Below are 20,763 nucleotides of genomic sequence, written 5' to 3'. Positions count from 1 at the left end.
TTATTCTAAGGAGATAATTATGTCTAATAAACAGCCTAATATACTTTTTATTTTAACGGACCAACAACGTGTCGATACCTTAAAAGCTTATGGAGGAGAAATATGTCAGACTCCAAATATTGACAGTTTAATCGAAGAAAGCATTGTTTTTAATAATGCTTATGCTAGTTGTCCTGTTTGTACACCGGCCCGTGCTTCACTGCAAACAGGATTATACCCTCACAATCATGAAATGAGGAATAATACCTCTGAACCGGGGTGTAGATATGATGAATTACCCAATACCCAAGATTTATTAAGTGCTAGGCTTAAGAAACAAAATTACAGTATTGGCTATACAGGTAAATGGCATCTCGGTTCTGGTGATGATAACGATAGATCCAGCTCCAAATCCTCTCCAACTGCTGTCGGATATGAAGGTGATAATTTCCCGGGACATGGGGCTGGCGGACATAATTATCCACAATATGCGGAATATTTAATTGAAAGAGGACTTGAGGTCAAGTTGGAAAATAAAATCACTGGCCACTACAAGGGACATTGGGCAGCTGAAGTTGTTTCTCCTGTTGAAACAACTGTGGAATACTTTTTAACAGATCGTGCCATTCATTATATAGATCAATTCCGAAAAAGACCTGCGCCCTTCTTCTTCCAATTGAACTTTTGGGGTCCCCATGAACCATATGTGGCTCCCACCAAATATTTAGACTTATATCGCAATCAATCCTTGGAACCTTGGCCAAATTTTTACGATACTTCAACGAATAAGCCTTCTATTCATAATGTCAAAAGAGCTAATTCAGCGGAATGGAAAACGTTCGAACCATATGTAAAACATTATTATGCCAATATGAGTTTAATTGACGACCAAATTGGTAGATTACTCAACTACTTAAAAGAGCACGACTTGTATGATAATACGATTATCATTTTTTCCGCTGACCACGGAGAATCTCTAGGTATTCATGGTGGATTATGTGATAAAAACTTCTTTATGTACGAGGAGACTTGTCGGATTCCACTTATCATTAAACCACAAAATAAAAGGAATCAGATGAGATATGAAGATCGTTTTGTCGGAACCTGTGATATTTACTCGAGTATACTGGATTGGGCCGGAGTTCCTGAATTGGAGGCGAGGCGCGATGGAAGATCCTTCGTACCATTTATCAACGATGAAAATGTGATTGATTGGCCAGATCATGCAGTCACTGAAGGTAATGGGCTTAGTGAATTATTATATACACAACGGATGATCAGACATGAGAATATGAAATACGTCTTTAATTGTGGTGATATCGATGAATTATACGATCTGCAAACAGATCCCTATGAACTCGTAAATCAAGTTGAAAACGTTACATATAAAAATACGCTTCGATCGATGCAAGAACTATTAGCAACATGGATGGAAAAACATCATGATCAAGTTTTAGATCAATACAGAGACTTACGTATGCGCTGATCATGAATCATTGGTATAAAATAGAAAAGAAAGGTGATTATCGTTATGAAAAAGCCCAATTTCATTATCATTTATTGTGATGATTTAGGGTATGGTGACCTAAGTTGTTACGGATCGGAACATGTAAAAACACCGCACCTCGATCAGCTAGCAGATGACGGGATAAAATTGATGAATTGGTATTCAAATTCACCAGTATGTTCGCCATCCCGTGCTGCTTTATTAACTGGCAAGTATCCTTTACGAACTGGTGTTGACAGAATACTTAGTGGTAAAAGAGGTTCTATAGGACTATCAACGGCCCATGAAACACTTGCAACTAAATTAAAATCGTTAGGATATAACACTGCTATGTTTGGTAAATGGCATTTGGGTGCTTCCTTAGAAACAGGGCCGAATGCACATGGATTTGACGAATTTTTCGGTTTTCGTGCTGGTTGTGTTGATTACTATTCACATATTTTTTATTATGAAAGTCCACCGGTGCATGATCTTTGGAATAATGATCAAGAAGTCTGGAATAACGGCGAATATTTAACAGAATTAATTTCAGATAAAGCTGTTCAATTTATTGAAAAGCAAGCACATCAAGAGCAACCGTTTTTCATGTATGTTCCTTATAATGCTCCACATTATCCAATGCACGCTCCAGAAAAATATATGGCCCGTTTTTCACATCTACCTTGGGATCGTCAAGTGATGGCTGCCATGATTGCCGCAATGGATGACGGTGTTGGTCAAATTGTTGATGCACTCAAACAAACCGGAAATTACGATGATACAGTGATTTTCTTCTCAAGTGATAATGGTCCGTCAGCAGAAGTACGCAATTGGCTTGATGGAACGGAAGATCGTTATTATGGTGGTAGTGCTGGTATATTTAGAGGTCATAAAGCTAGTTTATTTGATGGCGGTATCCGAGAGCCTGCTATATTAAGTTATCCCGCAGTCATTCCGAAGGGGCAAGTATCGGAAGAACTCGGAGTAATGATGGATATCTTCCCTACTTTTCTATCATTTGCTAAAGAGGTTTATTCGGAAGATTCATTCGATGGTAAAGATGTGGTTGAAATGCTAACCGCGGGTGGATCAAGCCCACATACGCAAGTGTATTGGGAATATAATGGGCAACTTGCTATTAGACAAGGAAAATGGAAACTCGTATTAAATGGAAATATAGATTTTGATACTAAAGCGGAAGATAGCATTCATTTATCTGATCTTGAGAAAGACCCTGCGGAACATACGAATCTGTCCGAGCAATATCCAGAGTTGATGAATCAATTAAAGGATGATCTCATACATTGGTATGAAGGGCTTAATGTTATTGACTAAAAAAAATAGTCAATACAATATATAGGGAAAACCTCCTCAGGACAATAAATGAGGAGGTTTTCCCTATCGCTAGATATTACAGAGTGCAAGTTAACGATCATATGCTTGCTGATATATTTCTAAATACCGTTCTAGTTGAAGCCCTTTAAAACCTTTGATATATTTATCCCAATCTTTATCGATATCCTGTGTACCTGTAACGAATTGCGCTAGGTTTGACTCAATATAATCGCCAATAGTCGTTTTTAATTGTGCAGCTTCACTAGAGTCTTCCAAATCGATGAATATGCTACTAGGATACGCCTCTGTTGTTCCGTAAGGCTCATAATTTTTTTTTGTTTCTTGATGTAATCGAGTCCCATATCCCCCCTCGGCTAATGGGTCCTCCGGAGCAGTAAATGATGCTCGATATTCGAATGTACGAAGGGATGGTCCAATTTGCTCCCAGCCATTATTATGAGTTTGCGCCGCCTCAACTGGTAGTTGAGTATATTTCGCCTGATTTCCATCATAATCAAGCTCTCCCTCTTCCGCTTTACGCCAGCCTTGGCCTTCTGGCCCATACTCTTGTAATAGAACTGCTTCTTCCGTAAAGAGGAAGTCTACCAATCTAATTGCTGCAATTTGTTGTTCTTCCGTAGCTTTATTTGTTAATGCAAATTGTCCACTTGTCACACTTTCCTGAACATTTGCTTGTTGTACGCCATTAGGCCCCTTTAAAGGTGGTACTGTTACATATTCTTTGTGTCTAGGAGTCTGATCATCTGTTGAAAATGCATAACTAATCAGCGCCGTTGTAATGGAGCCCATTACATTATCTGAATCACGGTTTGCGAGTTGGTTAACAGCATCGGCATTTTGAGTAAATGCTCCCATATCTATAAGCCCTTCTGAATATAATTTATTCATATATTTAAGGCCCTCTTTCCACTCATCCGTATTAGCAGCTAAAGAAACTGCATTATCCTGAACTCGTAGGTAAGTATCAGCATCATTATAGATAAATGGATTCATCAGATAGGCCGCAAAATTACCACCCCACATTGTTTCTTCAGTCGCACCAGTTAGTGGGACTTCATCGGCTTTACCATTTCCATTGGGATCTTTTTCTTTAAATGCTTTTAGTACGGTATATAATTCATCCGTAGTTGTCGGGATATCAAGCCCAACATTTTTAATCCACTTTTCATTGATCCAATATTTATTCGGATACGTACAGTGATAACATTCATTTACCATTGGAATCGAGTAAATATTTCCATCTGGAGCAGTTATGGATTGTGATAAATACTCAAGTGACTCCATTGCTTGTTTTACATTTGGCGCATATTTTTCAATTAGGTCATTTAATGGTAGAAATACACCTTGTTTACCATAACGCATTTGCTCTTCAGGTGTTAAGGCTCCATGAAGAATTACTTCTGGGTAATCCCCACTTGCAAGCATTAACTGCTTGCGGTCGTTCAATGCATCATTTGGAACAAGATCCCAATCAATGTGTATATTTGTCTTTTCCTCAAGCCACTTTGTATACAAGTTTGTTTCCATATTTTCAATGCTTGCATATTGAGGAGCAAACATCCGAAGTGTCATTGTTTCATCTACAATTGGTAATTCTCCAACTGGATTTATTGCCACCTCTTCTTTATTTCCTTTTTTTTCAGTTTCATTCCCCTTTGTCTCATTTGAACTACAAGCTACAAGCATCATCATCATTGCTAAAATACTAATAAATATAATTGCTGTCTTTTTCACAGATATTACCTCCCCTATTTTTCTCTTTCTATTCAACTAATTTTCCAAGTCTATCCTAATCCCCCCTTTCAATAGAATATTAAATTAACCTATCCCCTATCCTTTTAAAGAACCTATCATGACACCTTTTGCAAAATGCTTCTGAACAAATGGATAAATAATGAGAACAGGCACACTTGCAACAACAATTAATGCATATTTTAGTTGTTCCTTTAAACCAGACTGAGCAAGTACTTGATCCACATTTGACATCATCGAAGGGTCAATCGTATTTAAAACGAGAATTTCTCGAAGTATTAGTTGTAAAGGAAATAAGTTCGGGTCTCTAAGGAATATTAGCGCCTGAAAATAAGCATTCCAATGCCCAACAGCATACATGAGAGTCATTACTGCAAGAATTGGTTTAGACAATGGCAGAACGACACTTGTAATAAAGCGAAAATCTGTACATCCATCCATTTCTGCTGCTTCAAATAAGTCGTCTGGAATCGTCGTTTGGAAAAAGGTTCTAGCAATAATCACCTGGAATACAGCAAGTGCGCCAGGTAAAATCATTGCCCACGGTGTATTCAGTAATCCCAATGATTTTACAACTAAATAATAAGGTATGAGTCCTCCATCAAACAACATTGTAAAGACGAGGATTGCCATAATCAGGCCCCGTCCATAAACCGTCTTTCGCGATAGTGGGTACGCAATCATTATTGTTAACACAACATTGATGAGTGTACCAAGAACGGTATAGAACAGTGAGTTTCTGAAACCAATTAATATATTTGGATTGTTAAAAACTGCTTTATACCCTGCTATCGAAAAGTCCACTGGAAATAGCCATACCTTTCCTGCAATAACGGCACTTGGATGACTAAAAGAAGAACTAACGATATTTAACAAAGGCAGAAGAATAACTATTAACACAATGATTAAAAATAAATATATACTAGCGAGAAACAGACGATCAGTGTTCGATTCACGAATAACACTTCTTTTCTTAGCCATTTTTTCACCTCTTTACCATAGACTTGTTTTTGACACTCTTTTCGCTAAATAATTGACTATTACTAGTAGAATTAAATTAACTACTGAATTGAACAATCCTACTGCTGCTGAGAAACTAAAGTTCGATTCAATTAAACCTACTTTATATACATAAGTCGAAATGACTTCAGATGTCATGACATTTAATGAATTCTGCATCAGATAGATTTTCTCAAAACCGATGGCCATCATATTTCCGATATTTAAAATAAGCAAAATAACCGTTACTGGCAAAATGCTTGGTAAGTCGATGTGCAAAATCTTCTGAATTCTTGTAGCTCCATCCATTTTGGCTGCTTCATAAAATTCAGGGTTTACACCAGCTAAAGCCGCAAGATAAATAATTGCTCCATAACCTGTTTGTTGCCATACATCGGAAAATACATAGATGGTTTTAAATAGACCTGGTTCCCCCATAAAATTCCTTGGTTCGATTCCGAATAGCCCCATTATACTATTCACAATCCCAGTATTCGGAGATAACGCAACGATAATAATCGAAACCATAATAACTGTCGATATAAAATAAGGGGCATAGGTAATCATTTGCACCGATCTTTTAAATAACCCTTGGCGCACTTCATTTAAAGCGAGAGCCAATATAATTGGTGCTGGGAAACCGATAAGTAGACCGTAAAGACTAAGCCCTAATGTGTTTCCAATGATCGTCCAAAAGTGAGGTAGATTAAAAAACTGTATAAAGTATTTGAAACCAACCCAATCACTACCCCATATTCCCTTTATCACGTTGTAGTCTTTAAATGCGATCGTGCTCCCAAACATCGGAACGTATTTAAAGATGATAAGAGAAGTTAACGGGAGTAACATTAATAAATAAAGTTGCCAATGTTTCTTTGCTAATTTCCAATTTCTTTTTCTTTTTTTCTGAGCAAGAAGATGATGCGGGTTCTTCTCAAGTATTGCTTTCTCTGGTGACATTAAAGCCCCTCCTTCCTTATTGTATGTAAGGGTTTACATCTTTGATTTCACCTCACATGCCTCGTTACTTTCCGCGAGTGAATTAATCATAGCTTTTTATAAACTAAAGTGGCAACAAGCAATTTTCTTCGATCATTCATTTTTCTCTTTCCTCAGTACATTCAGTTAGACCCAATATGATAGGTTCTCTTTTTTCGTATACATGCTTTTTTCGCCAACACACTAAAACTCTTATGTGGTATATAATTACCACTCACAATTAATATATCTGAATTACAAAGTTATTCACCCATTCTGCCACTTTATCTAAAGCAAAAGAGGCAATGCCGAATGACATTACCTCTTCCCAAACAGATAACTATATGTATTATAAATATTTCTTTAACTTTCTATATTCACCTGGGGATGTTCCATATACTTTACGAAAAACCCTTGTAAAAGAATTAGCACTGATATATCCTACTTGTTCGCTAATTGCGAGAATTGTATCATTTGTAGTTTGCAAGAGTTCCTCCGCTCGCTCCATCCGAATTCTTATCAGGAAATCTACAAATTTCTCACCGAACTCTTCTTTAAATAACTTACTAATATTTTTCCCAGGCATTTCAAACACTCCACTCAAGTGATCGAGGGAAAGCTCTACATTATCGTAATTTTTTTCTATATATTCTTTGATCGTAAGAAGTACTTGGTGGTAATTCCTTGCTTGCCTAAGTACTGCAATTTTATTAGACATGCCCTCTAGGAGAGTAAATATATTCGTTTCCAGCTCTTCGATTGTATCAAATTGCTCAAGTTGAACAGCTAACCCTGGCAATACATGTTCGCTCCATCTTTTCTGTATTTCCTGCGGAAACATATGCTTTTCCCTTTCTAATTGATAGACAAAAAAGTTCATAATATTAACTAACTCCTCTTTTCGTAACTTCGTCGTACGAAGCTCTTCAAATAGCTGACGATATTGATCCTGCCAACGATCCGGGCTCATCCGATAAGCTAAAACAATCTCATGGGCAAGCTTTAAATGACTATACACATCCACCTCCGTATACGTTGCTTCGTGATAGCGAATAACTTGATCTAGTCCCCTAATCGCTTTATATGCCAGTGCATCTTCTGCTTCACGATATGCTTTGCGAAGATCTTCGGGGATTAATATTAGTCTACTAACACCAATTGTTACGGTGAGTGATGAATGCTCCCTTACTTGATTTTTATATTTAATAAAATCCTCATAAGGATCAATTGCTTCATTCACAAGCTTTGCAACCCCAACTAATCGAAACTCAGTTTCCCATCCACACCAAAGAATCGACAAACTCTCTGCATCCATTTGGAACGTAGTCTCCTCAATGTTCATTTTTAATTGCAACATTTGCTCTGGTGTCAGTTGCTTCTCCCACTTACTATATTGATCCATTTCCATTAAGAATACTACGGACGGATGAAACACTTGTGGTAATCCTATTTTCTCCATTTCTTCTTCCCAATCTAGAGAAGCTGCAGTCTTTTTCAATAGTTTTTCAAATCCATATTTCTTTCTCAACAACAAGACCTCATCCCGTTCTTGATGATACCGGTTTGATTGCTCTAACATTTGATCCAATGTATGGTCAATAAGCGTGAATTCATTCCGATGGGTAGTAATAGGTTGTCCCTGTATAGCTTCTTTTGAATACAAATGGATTTTTCCTACAAGTTGCTCCAATGGTTTATAGGCCTTTTTGGTAATATAAATAATCCATATAATACCTGTAAACACAACAATAGCAGAGATAAGTAACCATAAAGAATTGATAGATTTCATGATACGACTCAAATTACTTTGGACAAGCCCACTCTCAATCGTCCATCCTGAATAGTCTGAGGTTAATCGACTAAGGACCTGCTCTTCATCTTGATTAGCTTTTTCATTTTCAAACCCGACATCTTTTTGATCAACAAGCCGAACAAAGCTCACTTCGGGATCATACATTTCCCGAATTCCATATCTCAAACTATCGAGACTTACATTTACGACAATTAATCCTTTAGATTTACTATAAAAGGGAACAGGGCGAGTAAGCGATATCACTTCTTTTCCACTTTGATTGGAGAATTCCCTAAATAATCGACTTTCTGTCCATTTAGAAGTGTCTTTATTAATATAATCATTGATAAACGGACGATCAGCATAATCTGATACCTTTGTCATTGTGCCAAGACTTAAGACAGACTGATCATTGTAACGCACAAGATAAATAGAATCCACAATCGGATAATTAAGCTTTATTTCCTGTAGGGATTTTAGTGCCTCCAGATTTACCGGAACATTAGCCATAGCCTGCTCATTTAAAAATCGCTGAAAGCTTTCATTGATCAAGGATTCCCTTAGTACTCTATGATCAATTTCTTTTAAACTGCGATCGATATAACGGTAGGCTTGTCCAGCTAATGATTCATTAATATTTGCTGCCTCCCGCCGGCTCTGCTCATTTAATGCTTGAAAAAAGATAAGGAATAAAATAAAAATGACAATAAAAAAAACAGGCGTATAAGCCAGCAGCATACGACGAAACCAATTGTGAGTCATAAGATATATTTATCGCTCCTTTCCTCAGATTAAGACCTAGAAATAAAAATCCAGACGTATAGCCACCTAGTTTTGTATGCGCTTTCCTTAATATTTTACAACTTTTCCCTCGTAGTGTATATATGATTAAAAAACAATATATTATAAGAATTGCATATAAAAAATGCCAATACCCCTCATTGGCATTGGCACTTTTCTATAATTAATTACTTTTTTCTACTCTAAAAACAACCCATCAGGTATCTTTGCATCATATTGTTCCGGTATCGCTAAGCCAAGAGCATGGAGCACGATAGCCGCAGTATTCATATTTTTAAACCCTTCCTCTAACTGTGACTTAGGGTTAATTTCTGGTCCATGACATCCCCAGAAAATAGTCATATCTTGAGGATGATCACTACCATGAGAATAATGATGATCTCCTCCACCACCATGATCTGAGGTAGTAATGATCAAACTACTATCTAGCAATCCCGCATCCTTAATTGCTTCAATGATGACACCAACAAAACCGTCTGTCTTCGTAATACTATCCAAGTACGCTTTTGTTCCATATCCATATTGATGTCCAGCAGCATCTGGTGTATCAATTTGCACAAACATCGCCTTTAAATCTGGATTTTCACGAATATAGGCAGCCGCTGCATGAACTAATTCTTCATCAGGTTTTGATACTGCTTGATGTAGCGTTGATTGTTCAATAATCCCGTAATTAATCGGTTCCCATTCACTAAATGCAGCTAATTTACAGTCCGGCCAGGCATCCTTTATCACTTTAAAAAATGAAGGATATGGTGAGTACTCCGGATAAATCTCAGCCGCAATTAAATCATTATTTAATCCATGTTTTTCTGGCACTACACCGTGTAAAATAGAGCCCCAACACTCTGCACTAATCGTAGGATATGAAGCTTGTCCCGAATAAGTAAGCACTCCTTTCTTCAATAATTGATGGATATTCGGAGTATTCGTATCTTTGATAAAATTACCGGCACCATCTAGGCCAATCACGAATACTCGTTCTATTTTATTAGTCAAAACAACCGCTCCTTTAATTGAATCACCTACTTTGTATAGCTTCATAGGCTCTTCCTATCTATTCGATAGCGGTCTGCGATTTCCTTCCTAAAAACAACTATTTAAAACGAAGTTATATTTTCTGATCTCCTCTAAAATGAAAAAAACTGCTCCATCTCCAGAAGCAGTTTTCCCTTTATCAATCAATCATACCTATTTCTTGTAAAAACTCTTTCGCAACAATCTCTACCATCATGCCTTCATTATCTACCTTCGCGTTCATGGTTTGCATGATCGGTTCATCTATTTTCCCTTCCAATAATTGTAGGACCTCTTCCAATTCTGGATATTGTTCTAACGTATCCTCTCTTACAAGGGGAAGTGCATGATATGGTGGAAAATAAGCTCGATCATCTTCTAATACTCGCAAGTCGTATAATTGGAGTTGCCCATCGGTTGTATAGGAGTTGATGACGTCTACTTCATTTGAACCAAAGGATCTGTACATGATGCCATGGTCCATTCCTTTCACATCTTTAAATTGGATATCATACTCTTTTTGAAATCCCGGCAATCCATCTGGACGATCGATAAATTCAAATACTGCTCCGAGAATAAATTGATCAGATACTTCCGCAAAGTCACTGAATGTTACCAAGTTAAGTTCCTCTGCTCTTTTTTCATCAAGTGCAAGAGTATACGTGTTGTTAAAGCCAAAAGTATTGAAGGCAATGATTCCATCTGCACCAACAAGTTCCTTTGTTTGCGCCAATGTCTCTTCCGCATTTCCAGGCATTTCATTATAATAATTAACTACAATTGTTCCCGTGTAATCAGGTATGACTTGAATATGATCATTAAGCATCGCATTCCAGACAACGTTTGATCCACCTAGGTTTTCTTTATATATTACCTTTATATCTGTTTTCTCTTCTATTAATTGTCCCATTATATTAGATAAAATAATACTTTCTGTATTGTTTCTTGAGCCTACTGTAATCGAATCACCACTATTTAGGATACATCCAGATAAGAATACAGTAAGCATAATGATTAGTGAAAATGTATATTTTTTATATTTTATCATATTTTCTCCTTTACTTTAATCCTTCTGGAGTTGTCCAACGCTCAAGTGAACTAAGTAATATTTCCAGGATGATTGCTAATAAGGCAGCAGGGATTGCTCCTAGCAAAATCAATCCATCAATGCCACGCGTAATTCCTAAGAAGATAAAATCACCGAGCCCTCCCGCACCGATAAATGCTGCTAAAGTCGCTGTCCCCACATTGATCACGGCTGCTGTCCGAATTCCAGCCATCATTACTGGAATCGCAAGCGGCAGTTCTACCTTAAATAAGATTTGCATGTTGGTCATGCCAATACCCTTTGCCGCTTCCCTTGTTCCCTTATCTACATCCTTAATCCCCGTATACGTGTTACGAATAATTGGTAATAAAGAGTATAAGAATAGTGCAGCAATCGCTGTTTTTATACCTATTCCGAAAATTGGAATCATAAATCCGAGTAAGGCAAGACTAGGGATTGTTTGCATGACTCCTGCTCCTCCTAACACTACCGTGACGAAAGAGGGAAAGCGCGTGATCACAATACCTAAAGTAACACCGACAACAATCGCCAAAATCATCGAAAAAAAGACAAGCTGAATATGTGTAAATGTTGACATTAAAACCTCTTGCCAACGAAGTTGTGATTGTTGGATAAATTGTTCCCAAATATTTAAATTAGTCATTCCGATTCCTCCGTCTCTATCCACAGAGTAGATAATGCAGACAACAAAGATCCTCTTGTAACTACGCCAATAACCTTTTTATTTTCGTCTACAATAGGAATAATCCCATGGGGTGCATCATCCATCACAAGAATCGCATCTTTCGCTGTTGCTGAAGCCGATAAAAATGGTTCAGGTGGATACATAATTTCTTCAATTTTTGTTATCTCTTTCATTTTCGCGATGAGGTCATAGGCTGGCATAATACCTAATAAAACATCATTTTCATCTACGATAACTAAAGTATTTACTTGACGCTTACGCATGATGGAAAGTGCCCTTTCCGGAGAACGTTTAGGAAGGGATGTTAATGGTTTATCATTCATCACATCTGTTACAGGCATTAAATCAGGGTTTTGCATGATTCGATGTTTACCAATGAAGTCCTCTACAAAACCGTGGGCGGGTTCGTGTAATAGTTTCTCAGGGGTATCTAGCTGAAGTAAACTTCCGTCTTTCATAATAGCAATTCTATCACCCAATTTTAAAGCTTCATCCATATCATGGGTAACAAAAACAATCGTTTTATTAAGTTTTTGATGTAGAGAAATTAATTCTCCTTGCAACTGTTCCTTTGTAATTGGATCTAATGCACTAAATGGCTCATCCATCAAAATGACTCGAGGATTCGATGCCAACGCCCTTGCCACGCCGACACGTTGCTGTTGTCCACCTGATAACTCTTTAGGAAAGCGATGCGCATATGTTTTAGGATCAAGTCCAACCATTTCCATGAGCTCGCTTACTCTTGCTTTAATTTTTTTCTTATCCCACCCTTTTAGTTCAGGGACAATTGCAATATTTTTCTCAATCGTATAATGAGGAAAAAGTCCAATTTGTTGAATAACATAACCGATATTACGTCTAAGCTCTGCTGCGTTTAATTTTGTGATGTCTTCCCCATCGATTAAAATTTTCCCGTCTGTATGCGGTATCATCCGATTAATCATTTTCATGGTCGTTGATTTACCCGATCCACTTGGACCAATAAGTACAAGAAGCTCTCCTTCGAGAATTTCGAAATCAACTGAGTCTACTGCTTTAAAACCATCTTCGTACACTTTACTTACGTTTTCAAATTTGAGCATGTGTGCCTCCCTATAATTCTAGCTTTCTCAAAAAAAAACTTTTTCACCTTTCCCTGGATAGCCAAAGGAATCCCTTGTAAAAGAAAAAGGGTGGTGAAAAAAGCATCTACTAAAAGTATACATTCTTTACAAACTTGTTACAAAGTGCGCAATATTAACCAGGCATTGAAATTTCTTACTATTCTTACACCTCGTTTAAGAAATGATGCTATTGGTTATCATTACTCCCTCCTCCTATGTATTACTCTTGAAACCGTTCCTTTAACAGGCTAAACGAACCATATTGTTCATATCTTTTTCGTTTTATTAATAAATGTATATTTATCGTTCACAATATTAACTAACTGTTGTAGTCATGAATTTATATCCAAACCCCCTGACTGTCTTAATGTACTGTGGATTTGCTGGATCCTTTTCTAATTTACGTCGCAAATTACTAATATGCACCTTTACCGTTTGTGCTGTCCCTTCCGAATGAAAACCCCATATATGATCATATAATTGCTCAACCGTCCATACTTGATTTGGATGGCGAGCCATTAATAGCAAAAGTTGAAATTCCTTATGGAATAATTGAATTTGCTTCCCCTTTACATATAATTCACAACGATCTGTATCAATTTGCAAATCGCCATATCGGATAATAGACGTCATCATTTTTTCAGTATCTAGCCATTGATTCCTCCGAAGTATTGCTTGAATTCGCGCTTCTAATTCATGGAAATCAAATGGTTTCGTAATAAAATCATCCCCGCCAACCTTCAGTCCTTTAATACGATCTGCCGTTTCCTTTTTACAACTTACAAACACAACGGGGGCTTTTGTTTGTTGGCGAATTTGCTCACAAACTTCAAATCCATTTGAACCTGGCATCTCAATATCTAATAAAATAATATCTATTTTTTGTGATTCAACAATTGGTAAGGCCTCTGTACCATCCTTAGCCGTTAAAACATGATATCCTTTTTTCTGTAAAAATAACTGAATAAGTTCCCGAATACCTACCTCATCTTCCACTATTAAAATAACCTTATTACTCACATATCTCCCTCCTGCTGCAATGATTTTCCCCTTATAATCGGTAAAGCTATATAAAATATGCTTCCTTTCTCTACCTTACTTTCTACCCAAATTTCTCCTTTATGTGAATGAATAATCTCCTTTGTGATAGCCAATCCAAGACCAGTTCCATTTGATTTTATTTTCGTTGAATCTGATGTTTGATAAAATCGATCAAATATAAAAGGTAAGTCAGCATCATTAATGCCTTCACCATTATCTATTACTTTTATGATTATTTTCCCGCATAAATGCCCTTCATCAACTAAATTGGAACTCTTTTGAGCTATATCGAAATCTATAGCAACAGTGATCTTCCCAATCTTTTGACTCGTATGTTTTACGGCATTCCAAGTTAGATTTGAAAAGACTTGATCCATTCTATCAATATCAATATTTAAGATAAGGCTTTCTGTCATTTCACCATATGCGATCGTTTGCCTGCTAAATTCTCTACCGCTTTGCTTAATATCCGACTCTATACTTTGTAAAACATGCTCTAACCAATCTTCTAGATGAATAGGATGAAAATGTAAACTTATTTTTTTTGACTGTAATTTCGCCAAATCAAACAAATCCTTAGTCAAACGATCTAGAAGTAATAATTTTTTGTGGATCATATCTAAATATCGCGAATTATTTTCTTCGATCAATCCTTCTCTGACTGATTGTATGTAGCTTTGAATCAACGTAATTGGAGTACCTAATTCATGGGAAATACTAGACAATAACTGTACCCGCGACTTCTCCATTTCCTTTAATTCCTGGTTAACCGTTTCTAAATTTTTGTTTGCAATTTCCAGAGCAATGGTTCTTTCATTTACCCTATGTTCAAGGAGACGATTAATTGACGTTAATTCTTTCGTTAACTGTCTTAAATCAAGTAAAGTTTTCACGCGCGATATTAACTCTTCTCTATCACATGGCTTAGTCAAATAATCATTTGCTCCAACAGCAAATGAAGTCACTTTATCAGCCATTTGATTTTTTGCTGTTAACATGAGAATCGGTAACTCCGTTAACGTATATTTTTCACGTAATAATTGGCAAACTTCAAAACCTGACATTCTCGGCATCATAATATCAAGAATAAGTAGGTCAATCTGATGTTCCTCCATCGCCTTCAGTACTTCGGGACCGTTAGTAACAGCGACCACCTCATAACTTTCTACTGAAAGTTGGTTAATAAGAACCTGCAAATTAATCAGATCATCATCGGCGACAATTATTTTAAAAACTTTTTTTTCTTTATCCATTTTAGGGGTCAATATAATTGGTGTATTTGTATTCGTAAGGTCCTTTGCAAAGTTAGGTTCATTGATTAAAGTTGCCACTTCTTCAGCATGATTATTCTGCTTAGAAATAGGGAGACTAAAATTAAATATAGATCCCCTACCCAGCTGCGATTTAACTTCTATTTTCCCCCCATGAAGTTCTACTAGGCGTTTAGTAATCGTTAGGCCTATGCCTGTTCCCCCTACATTTCTAGAAATAGAATTATCCCCTTGACGAAAGGGTTCAAATATAGTCGTAAGTTGACTTTCTGGTATTCCTTTTCCCGTATCTGACACACTAATAATCATTTTACCTTTCACTTGTTTCGCTGATAAAATTATCTCTCCTGATTCAGTATAGTTAATCGCATTACCGACTAAATTAAATAAAATTTGCTTCAATCGATTTTCATCAGCATACACATCAGGTAAATTTGCCGCTATATTATTAACCAATTTTAACTGCTTATCCTTCACGAATGATCGAAAAACAATTAAGATAACATCAACTAGTTGTGATAAACATAAAGGTTTGGATTGGATGTCCAATGCATTATGATTTAACTTTGATAAATCCAACATATCATTAACAAGATTCGTTAGCCGTTTTCCACTTGTAACTATCAATGATAATTGATTATCCATATCACTCGTTATTTTCCCAGCTGCACCAGCACGTAACCCTTCAGAAATACCGATTATGCCATATAATGGTGTGCGCAATTCATGAGAGGTGATTGCTAGAAATTCTTCTTTCAGTTCATCAGATTTTCGCAAATTATCCACTGCAAGCTTTTGATTTTCAATCGCTGCCCTTTCTGCGCTTTCTTTCTCTTTACGCATAATATTGATTTTGTCAGCTAATGCAAATGATAATAGAATTACCTCAATAGCACCGGCGATTTGCGCTGCATATTTTGTCCCATTTGTAAGGGGAAGTAATGCCGAATCTGCCAAAACAGTTATGAGCACCCCAACAAGAAAGATAACCCAAGCTAAGAAAAAATAACGAGCTTGTCGTACTCCTTTTCTTAAACACTGGTACGCAGAAGTAATAATTACAACGAGCATCAATGTCATATTGATCACCATCAAATTAAGCGCGGTAGAATAAGAGAAAAAAAGTAGAATAATAATTAAACTATTAAAACCAATTAACCAATTATATATTTTATTGAATTTAGGAAGCTTATTTTTTATATCTAAAAAGCTTCTAGCAAATAAAAGAGAGAAAATACTTCCCAACATGACAAAAAAGACGATGGAACGTAGATTCCACCAAGGAGATTCTGGCCAAATATATTGATAGGACATTCCGTTCAAAGATAGGTTCGAAAAAATGGAACAGACAATCACAAACACATAATACAAATAACTAATGTGACGTAAACTAATAAATAGAAATAGATTATATAAAGCCATCGCTATTGTTATTCCATAGAACAATCCTAGTAGGATAAACTCCATTTGTGTTTTTTCAATAAAAGCACTTGATTTCCAAATCGTTAGCGGCAGTTGCATTGCTCCTTCTGTTTCAAAGCGTAAATAGAAAATTGCCGATTCATTTGGCTTTATATCTAATTCATAGACAAAGTTACGATGAAGGAGTTCTCTATCATGGAATGGATAGATCCCACCCATCTTTCGCTCTTCAAATTTACCTTCACCATTTATGGAGTACAACTCAATTTGATTCAAAGGAGGGTAACTAATTTCCAATAGCCATTCTTTCTTTGGCGATTGATTGAAAACCTCAAATCGTGCCCAATATGCCGACTTCGTGTAACCAAAGTTGGGCATGTGATCTTTATTCCTTATAAATTCTTTATTAAATAATTCAGACGAAACATCTTCAATCGTCCATTGTTTTTGTGTATCTTCAAGCAAAAATAGCTCAGAATCAACAAATATCTTCTTTGAATTTGAAAGTATTTGAAGCTCTGTTTTTTCCTTAGCCAATGTCTCCGTTTGTAATAATTGTAATAATAAACCAAATAAAAGCATGACCATAAATACAATATTTATCCCCTTACATACTCCTTTAATCTTCATAAAGGAACCCCCTGGATTGGCAGATCTATATATTCCGAAAATTTAAAATGGTTAGTTCCTTCACATTATACCACTTTTTCTGGAATAATTAGGCATAAAGTCATATAATTCCTTAAAACAAAAACGCAATCGTCTATTTAGTGACGCACAAACTACACCTACAGGATGTGGATGCTTTTGGAAAGAGGGAACTTAAGAATAGATAAAGGGAACAAGATAAGCCACGTATAGCGATTGACGCTTGTTTAGGGTCGACAAGCATAAGATAAGAGGGACAAGAGATGTTGAATTAATCGTAGATAGAATTAGAAAGTTTGCTATAAATAAAAAACTCAACGTATTATATAAAATAATACGTTGAGTTTTTTCATCTATATATTCTGGCAATATCGCTTTCCAAACTCTAGTTGGGAATGGATATGCGGATTATTTAATCTTGAGGAATCTCTTTTTCTAATAAACTCCCTCACTTCTTCTGGACTAAATCCAATGTTCTTTGCTGCAATCATTAACGAAACCCACTCTTCATCCAAACTAGAACTTTGAACTTTTTCAATCGACTTCAATATAAAACTCCCCCAGTCATATATCTTTGAATGAAAAAATACCCCTATTATCGTTTGTAGTTCAAGTCTTGGTAAGCATATATAAATGAATACCCCCTACTTTTTCTATATATAATTTCCAGTTGTGAATGTACGATGCTAGCTAAGATGATTTTCATGTTTATTAGCTGCTACAGTTCTTTTACAAGCGGTCATTACTTATTTTAGTTACCATAGAGTTTATAATATCTGAAAAATAGTTCTTCTGTACTACTAAGTTCTCATCTTAAACACTTAAGGTTAAGCTAAGGTTAAAAAAGTAAATTTAAATTCCAAGAAAAAAAGCATAGTGAATACGATATTATAAAGTTGCGGATATACTAAAAACCGGGCATGATTCACCCGGTTCTTGTTAACTTTATGCATATTTTTCTCCCTTTTCCATTGGTGAGGAACAAAGAGGACAACTTTTATTTACTTGTATAGCCTCATCATTTGAAGTGATTCGTTGCCAAGCTATGCATGTATCTGATGTACAGATCCACGCATATACTTTACGTTTTTCTGATGCTTCTTTTACTTTTCCAGCGCGATTCTTTATTGATTTCTTTTCTTCCACACCAAAAACATGTTGAATAAAACGTGACACTTCAATTTTATTACCACGATAAAAAGCAGGCGAACTAATATAAAGTTCTTCCTTTGCGCGCGTAATAGCTACATAAGCGAGTCTTCGTTCTTCCTCCAGCAACTTAAGCTGTTCTGCTTCTGCTGTAGCTTTCAACTTTACATCCTCATACTTTTTCATATCTATCGCAGTTATATGTGGGACAATTCCCTCTGATGCACCAATGAAAAAAACAACCGGAAATTCTAATCCTTTCGCTTTATGAATGGTCATCATTTGTACAACATTGGCCCCCGGGTTCTTAGCTACCATCTTCATTTGTTCGTGTCTCTTTTTCATATCTTTAATAAAAGTAAGCATATCCTCGACTTTTTCAAAACGGCCAGCTGATGTCTCTAATTCATCTAGTTGTTCTTTAATCGATTCCTTTTGCGTTGTAACTGTTTTTTGGTCATTCGTCTCAAGATACTTATCATAAAATTGCTTACGGATTTTCCTGACTGCTACTTTCGGCTCTAATGAAGGTAGTTGCCTAATTAAGTTTCTTTTTTCTTCTATTGTTTTACGCTGATACGGCTTGAGTGTAGGCAATACTGCCATATGCTCTATTAAACTCTGTCTTGGATGACGCATTTGTTCAGCGTGTACTTGCTGCATACCAGTATCTTTCTGTATATACATTGTCGGTAAAATGATTTCAAATGCATGCCAATCAAGTGGATTTATTGCCAACTTCATATAGGCAATCACAGGACTGATTGTGCTCTGCTCATAGAAAAAGTTCCCCCCCATTCCATGATCAAAAAAGGGAATCTCTTCAAGCGCTAGCTGTTCAAATATTGCTCTACTGTTGCTCGCGGTTCGATGTAAAATAGCAATATCTCTATATTCGCAGGAACCTTCATTTACTTTCTTCATCATTTCTTCTGCAATCCACTCTGCCTCTTCATCGGTAGACCCTGGTCTTAAATATTTCGGTACCACACTACTTGTCCTTGTGGATTGCAACTGCTTTTCCATACGAATTTTATTTTGATTTATGACTGCATTTCCTAACCCTACAATCGGTGAAGTGGAGCGGTAATTAATAGTTAAAATAACTGTTTTCACATCGGGATATTGCTGATCAAAGTCCAAAATAATATCATTGCGCGCACCTTGAAATGCGTATATGGTTTGGTCATCATCACCAACTACACATAGGTTATTTTTGAGAGCTGCAATTCGTTTTATTAACTCATATTGTAATGGATTCGTATCTTGAAATTCATCCACCATTATATACTGAAATCGTTGTTGTAATGTTTGAAGCAAACCGACATCACTCTTAAGTAATGCAAATGCTTCTGTCAAAACATCGTCGAAATCCATCTTATTATTCTTCTTTTTCCAATCTTCATAATGACTAGCTAGTTGTTTTATTTGCTGATCAGCTGCTAATTCATTTGGCATATCTTCCACTGACTTTCCATTCATTTTATATAATGAAAGCAGTGACAAAACAGATTCTGGTTGTAATTCATCCGGAAAACTCAGTTCTCTCATTTTCTTTTTTAAGATGATTTGTTTAAATTTATCATTTACCAACATTTCTTGACGAAAACCTGAATGCCTTAGTATTTGTAAGAAAAAAGAGTGGAACGTCCTAACTTCTACCTTTCTTGCCTCCCGTGCATCTATACCAGGTAAAGAAGCGATACGCTCTTTCATTTCATCGGCCGCTTTTTTCGTAAATGTCATAAGTAAAAGTTGTTGTGGCGAAACCTTCTGTACATCTAGCAAATAACCAGTTCTACACACAAGTACCGATGTTTTTCCCGTACCTGCACCAGCTAATATTAAAAGTGAACCATCCACACTTCTCACTGCTTCTATTTGCGATCTATTCAATTGAATACCGCTCTTTTCCAATCCTCGAAAATAAAAAGCATCCGGTTCTGCATCTGTTACAATTTCCACACTCGTTGCTGTTTCCGCAATTGATGCAAACGGTATTTGCTTTCCGTTAGTACCCGCTGGAAACTTGAAAAAGCGAGTTTTTTCTTTTGTATTCATCATTACTTTACTCCCTGTATCATTGATAGATAATATTCGTTTTTTATAGCTTACTATCTCCAGAAAAGCTAAAAAAGGCACCAACCAGATGGTGGTTACCTTCTTCTTATTAAAAAGCTATATTCCAAGCAAATTATTTAGTTCTTACCTA

General features: G+C 36.3%; 14 protein-coding genes. 2 read left to right on the top strand and 12 right to left on the bottom strand.

The genetic code is table 11. The annotated features are described in order from the left end of the window. Window positions 1-19: 19 nt before the first annotated feature. The gene (locus tag BLE01S_RS00995; protein WP_066136212.1) at window positions 20-1,465 is read left to right on the top strand and encodes a sulfatase family protein; all 1,446 of its coding nucleotides are present in this window, start codon (window positions 20-22) and stop codon (window positions 1,463-1,465) included. Between the two features lie 45 nt (window positions 1,466-1,510). Then, window positions 1,511-2,800 carry a sulfatase-like hydrolase/transferase gene (locus BLE01S_RS00990; protein WP_066136204.1) on the top strand — a complete coding sequence of 430 codons (1,290 nt, stop codon included), beginning with the start codon at window positions 1,511-1,513 and terminating at the stop codon, window positions 2,798-2,800. 90 nt (window positions 2,801-2,890) lie between these two features. On the opposite strand, the gene BLE01S_RS00985 is transcribed toward BLE01S_RS00990, so the two are convergent. The 12 genes from BLE01S_RS00985 to BLE01S_RS00930 form a co-directional block, all read right to left on the bottom strand. Continuing rightward, on the bottom strand, window positions 2,891-4,555 hold the full coding sequence (locus tag BLE01S_RS00985) for an ABC transporter substrate-binding protein (protein WP_066136194.1): 1,665 nt from the start codon (window positions 4,553-4,555) through the stop codon (window positions 2,891-2,893). Window positions 4,556-4,651: 96 nt separating this feature from the next. Continuing rightward, window positions 4,652-5,554, bottom strand: coding sequence for a carbohydrate ABC transporter permease (locus BLE01S_RS00980; protein ID WP_066136190.1), 903 nt, complete (start codon window positions 5,552-5,554; stop codon window positions 4,652-4,654). 12 nt (window positions 5,555-5,566) lie between these two features. Further along, the gene (locus BLE01S_RS00975) at window positions 5,567-6,532 is read right to left on the bottom strand and encodes an ABC transporter permease (RefSeq protein ID WP_066136187.1); all 966 of its coding nucleotides are present in this window, start codon (window positions 6,530-6,532) and stop codon (window positions 5,567-5,569) included. A 367-nt stretch (window positions 6,533-6,899) separates the two neighbouring features. Next, a complete protein-coding gene (locus tag BLE01S_RS00970) occupies window positions 6,900-9,104 on the bottom strand; it encodes a helix-turn-helix domain-containing protein (protein ID WP_066136184.1) in 2,205 nt (734 codons plus the stop codon). Between the two features lie 216 nt (window positions 9,105-9,320). Further along, window positions 9,321-10,187, bottom strand: a complete 867-nt coding sequence (locus BLE01S_RS00965) for an alkaline phosphatase family protein (RefSeq protein WP_066136177.1) — start codon at window positions 10,185-10,187, stop codon at window positions 9,321-9,323. 133 nt (window positions 10,188-10,320) lie between these two features. Next, entirely contained in the window at window positions 10,321-11,208 is an 888-nt protein-coding gene (locus BLE01S_RS00960; protein WP_066136175.1) for a glycine betaine ABC transporter substrate-binding protein, read from the bottom strand. Window positions 11,209-11,218: 10 nt separating this feature from the next. Then, window positions 11,219-11,872 (bottom strand): ABC transporter permease, encoded by a 654-nt coding sequence (locus tag BLE01S_RS00955; protein WP_066136172.1) that lies wholly within the window; start codon window positions 11,870-11,872, stop codon window positions 11,219-11,221. Further along, complete coding sequence (locus BLE01S_RS00950) at window positions 11,869-12,999, bottom strand: betaine/proline/choline family ABC transporter ATP-binding protein (RefSeq protein WP_066136169.1); 1,131 nt, start codon at window positions 12,997-12,999, stop codon at window positions 11,869-11,871. Before BLE01S_RS00950 ends, BLE01S_RS00955 begins: the two co-directional genes overlap by 4 nt. Window positions 13,000-13,335: 336 nt before the next feature. Beyond that, window positions 13,336-14,040 carry a response regulator transcription factor gene (locus tag BLE01S_RS00945; protein ID WP_066136166.1) on the bottom strand — a complete coding sequence of 235 codons (705 nt, stop codon included), beginning with the start codon at window positions 14,038-14,040 and terminating at the stop codon, window positions 13,336-13,338. Then, window positions 14,037-17,384, bottom strand: a complete 3,348-nt coding sequence (locus BLE01S_RS00940; RefSeq protein WP_066136163.1) for an ATP-binding protein — start codon at window positions 17,382-17,384, stop codon at window positions 14,037-14,039. Before BLE01S_RS00940 ends, BLE01S_RS00945 begins: the two co-directional genes overlap by 4 nt. Window positions 17,385-17,755: 371 nt before the next feature. Next, window positions 17,756-17,950 carry an anti-repressor SinI family protein gene (locus BLE01S_RS00935; protein WP_066136156.1) on the bottom strand — a complete coding sequence of 65 codons (195 nt, stop codon included), beginning with the start codon at window positions 17,948-17,950 and terminating at the stop codon, window positions 17,756-17,758. A gap of 397 nt (window positions 17,951-18,347) precedes the next feature. After that, window positions 18,348-20,615: a UvrD-helicase domain-containing protein gene (locus BLE01S_RS00930; protein ID WP_066136153.1), complete on the bottom strand. Its 2,268-nt coding sequence runs from the start codon at window positions 20,613-20,615 to the stop codon at window positions 18,348-18,350. Between the last annotated feature and the right edge of the window lie 148 nt (window positions 20,616-20,763).

The organism is Lederbergia lenta NBRC 16444 (assembly GCF_001591545.1).
Lineage (GTDB): Bacteria > Bacillota > Bacilli > Bacillales > Bacillaceae_C > Lederbergia > Lederbergia lenta.
Note: the sequence above shows the minus strand (reverse complement) of the source record. Positions and strands in the feature narration are given on the sequence as shown.

Coding starts and splice junctions, on each gene's coding strand:
- BLE01S_RS00995 (WP_066136212.1), top strand. CDS start 20: ATGTCTAATAAACAGCCTAATATACTTTTTATTTTAACGGACCAACAA.
- BLE01S_RS00990 (WP_066136204.1), top strand. CDS start 1,511: ATGAAAAAGCCCAATTTCATTATCATTTATTGTGATGATTTAGGGTAT.
- BLE01S_RS00980 (WP_066136190.1), bottom strand. CDS start 5,554: ATGGCTAAGAAAAGAAGTGTTATTCGTGAATCGAACACTGATCGTCTG.
- BLE01S_RS00975 (WP_066136187.1), bottom strand. CDS start 6,532: ATGTCACCAGAGAAAGCAATACTTGAGAAGAACCCGCATCATCTTCTT.
- BLE01S_RS00970 (WP_066136184.1), bottom strand. CDS start 9,104: ATGACTCACAATTGGTTTCGTCGTATGCTGCTGGCTTATACGCCTGTT.
- BLE01S_RS00965 (WP_066136177.1), bottom strand. CDS start 10,187: ATGAAGCTATACAAAGTAGGTGATTCAATTAAAGGAGCGGTTGTTTTG.
- BLE01S_RS00960 (WP_066136175.1), bottom strand. CDS start 11,208: ATGATAAAATATAAAAAATATACATTTTCACTAATCATTATGCTTACT.
- BLE01S_RS00955 (WP_066136172.1), bottom strand. CDS start 11,872: ATGACTAATTTAAATATTTGGGAACAATTTATCCAACAATCACAACTT.
- BLE01S_RS00950 (WP_066136169.1), bottom strand. CDS start 12,999: ATGCTCAAATTTGAAAACGTAAGTAAAGTGTACGAAGATGGTTTTAAA.
- BLE01S_RS00940 (WP_066136163.1), bottom strand. CDS start 17,384: ATGAAGATTAAAGGAGTATGTAAGGGGATAAATATTGTATTTATGGTC.
- BLE01S_RS00930 (WP_066136153.1), bottom strand. CDS start 20,615: ATGATGAATACAAAAGAAAAAACTCGCTTTTTCAAGTTTCCAGCGGGT.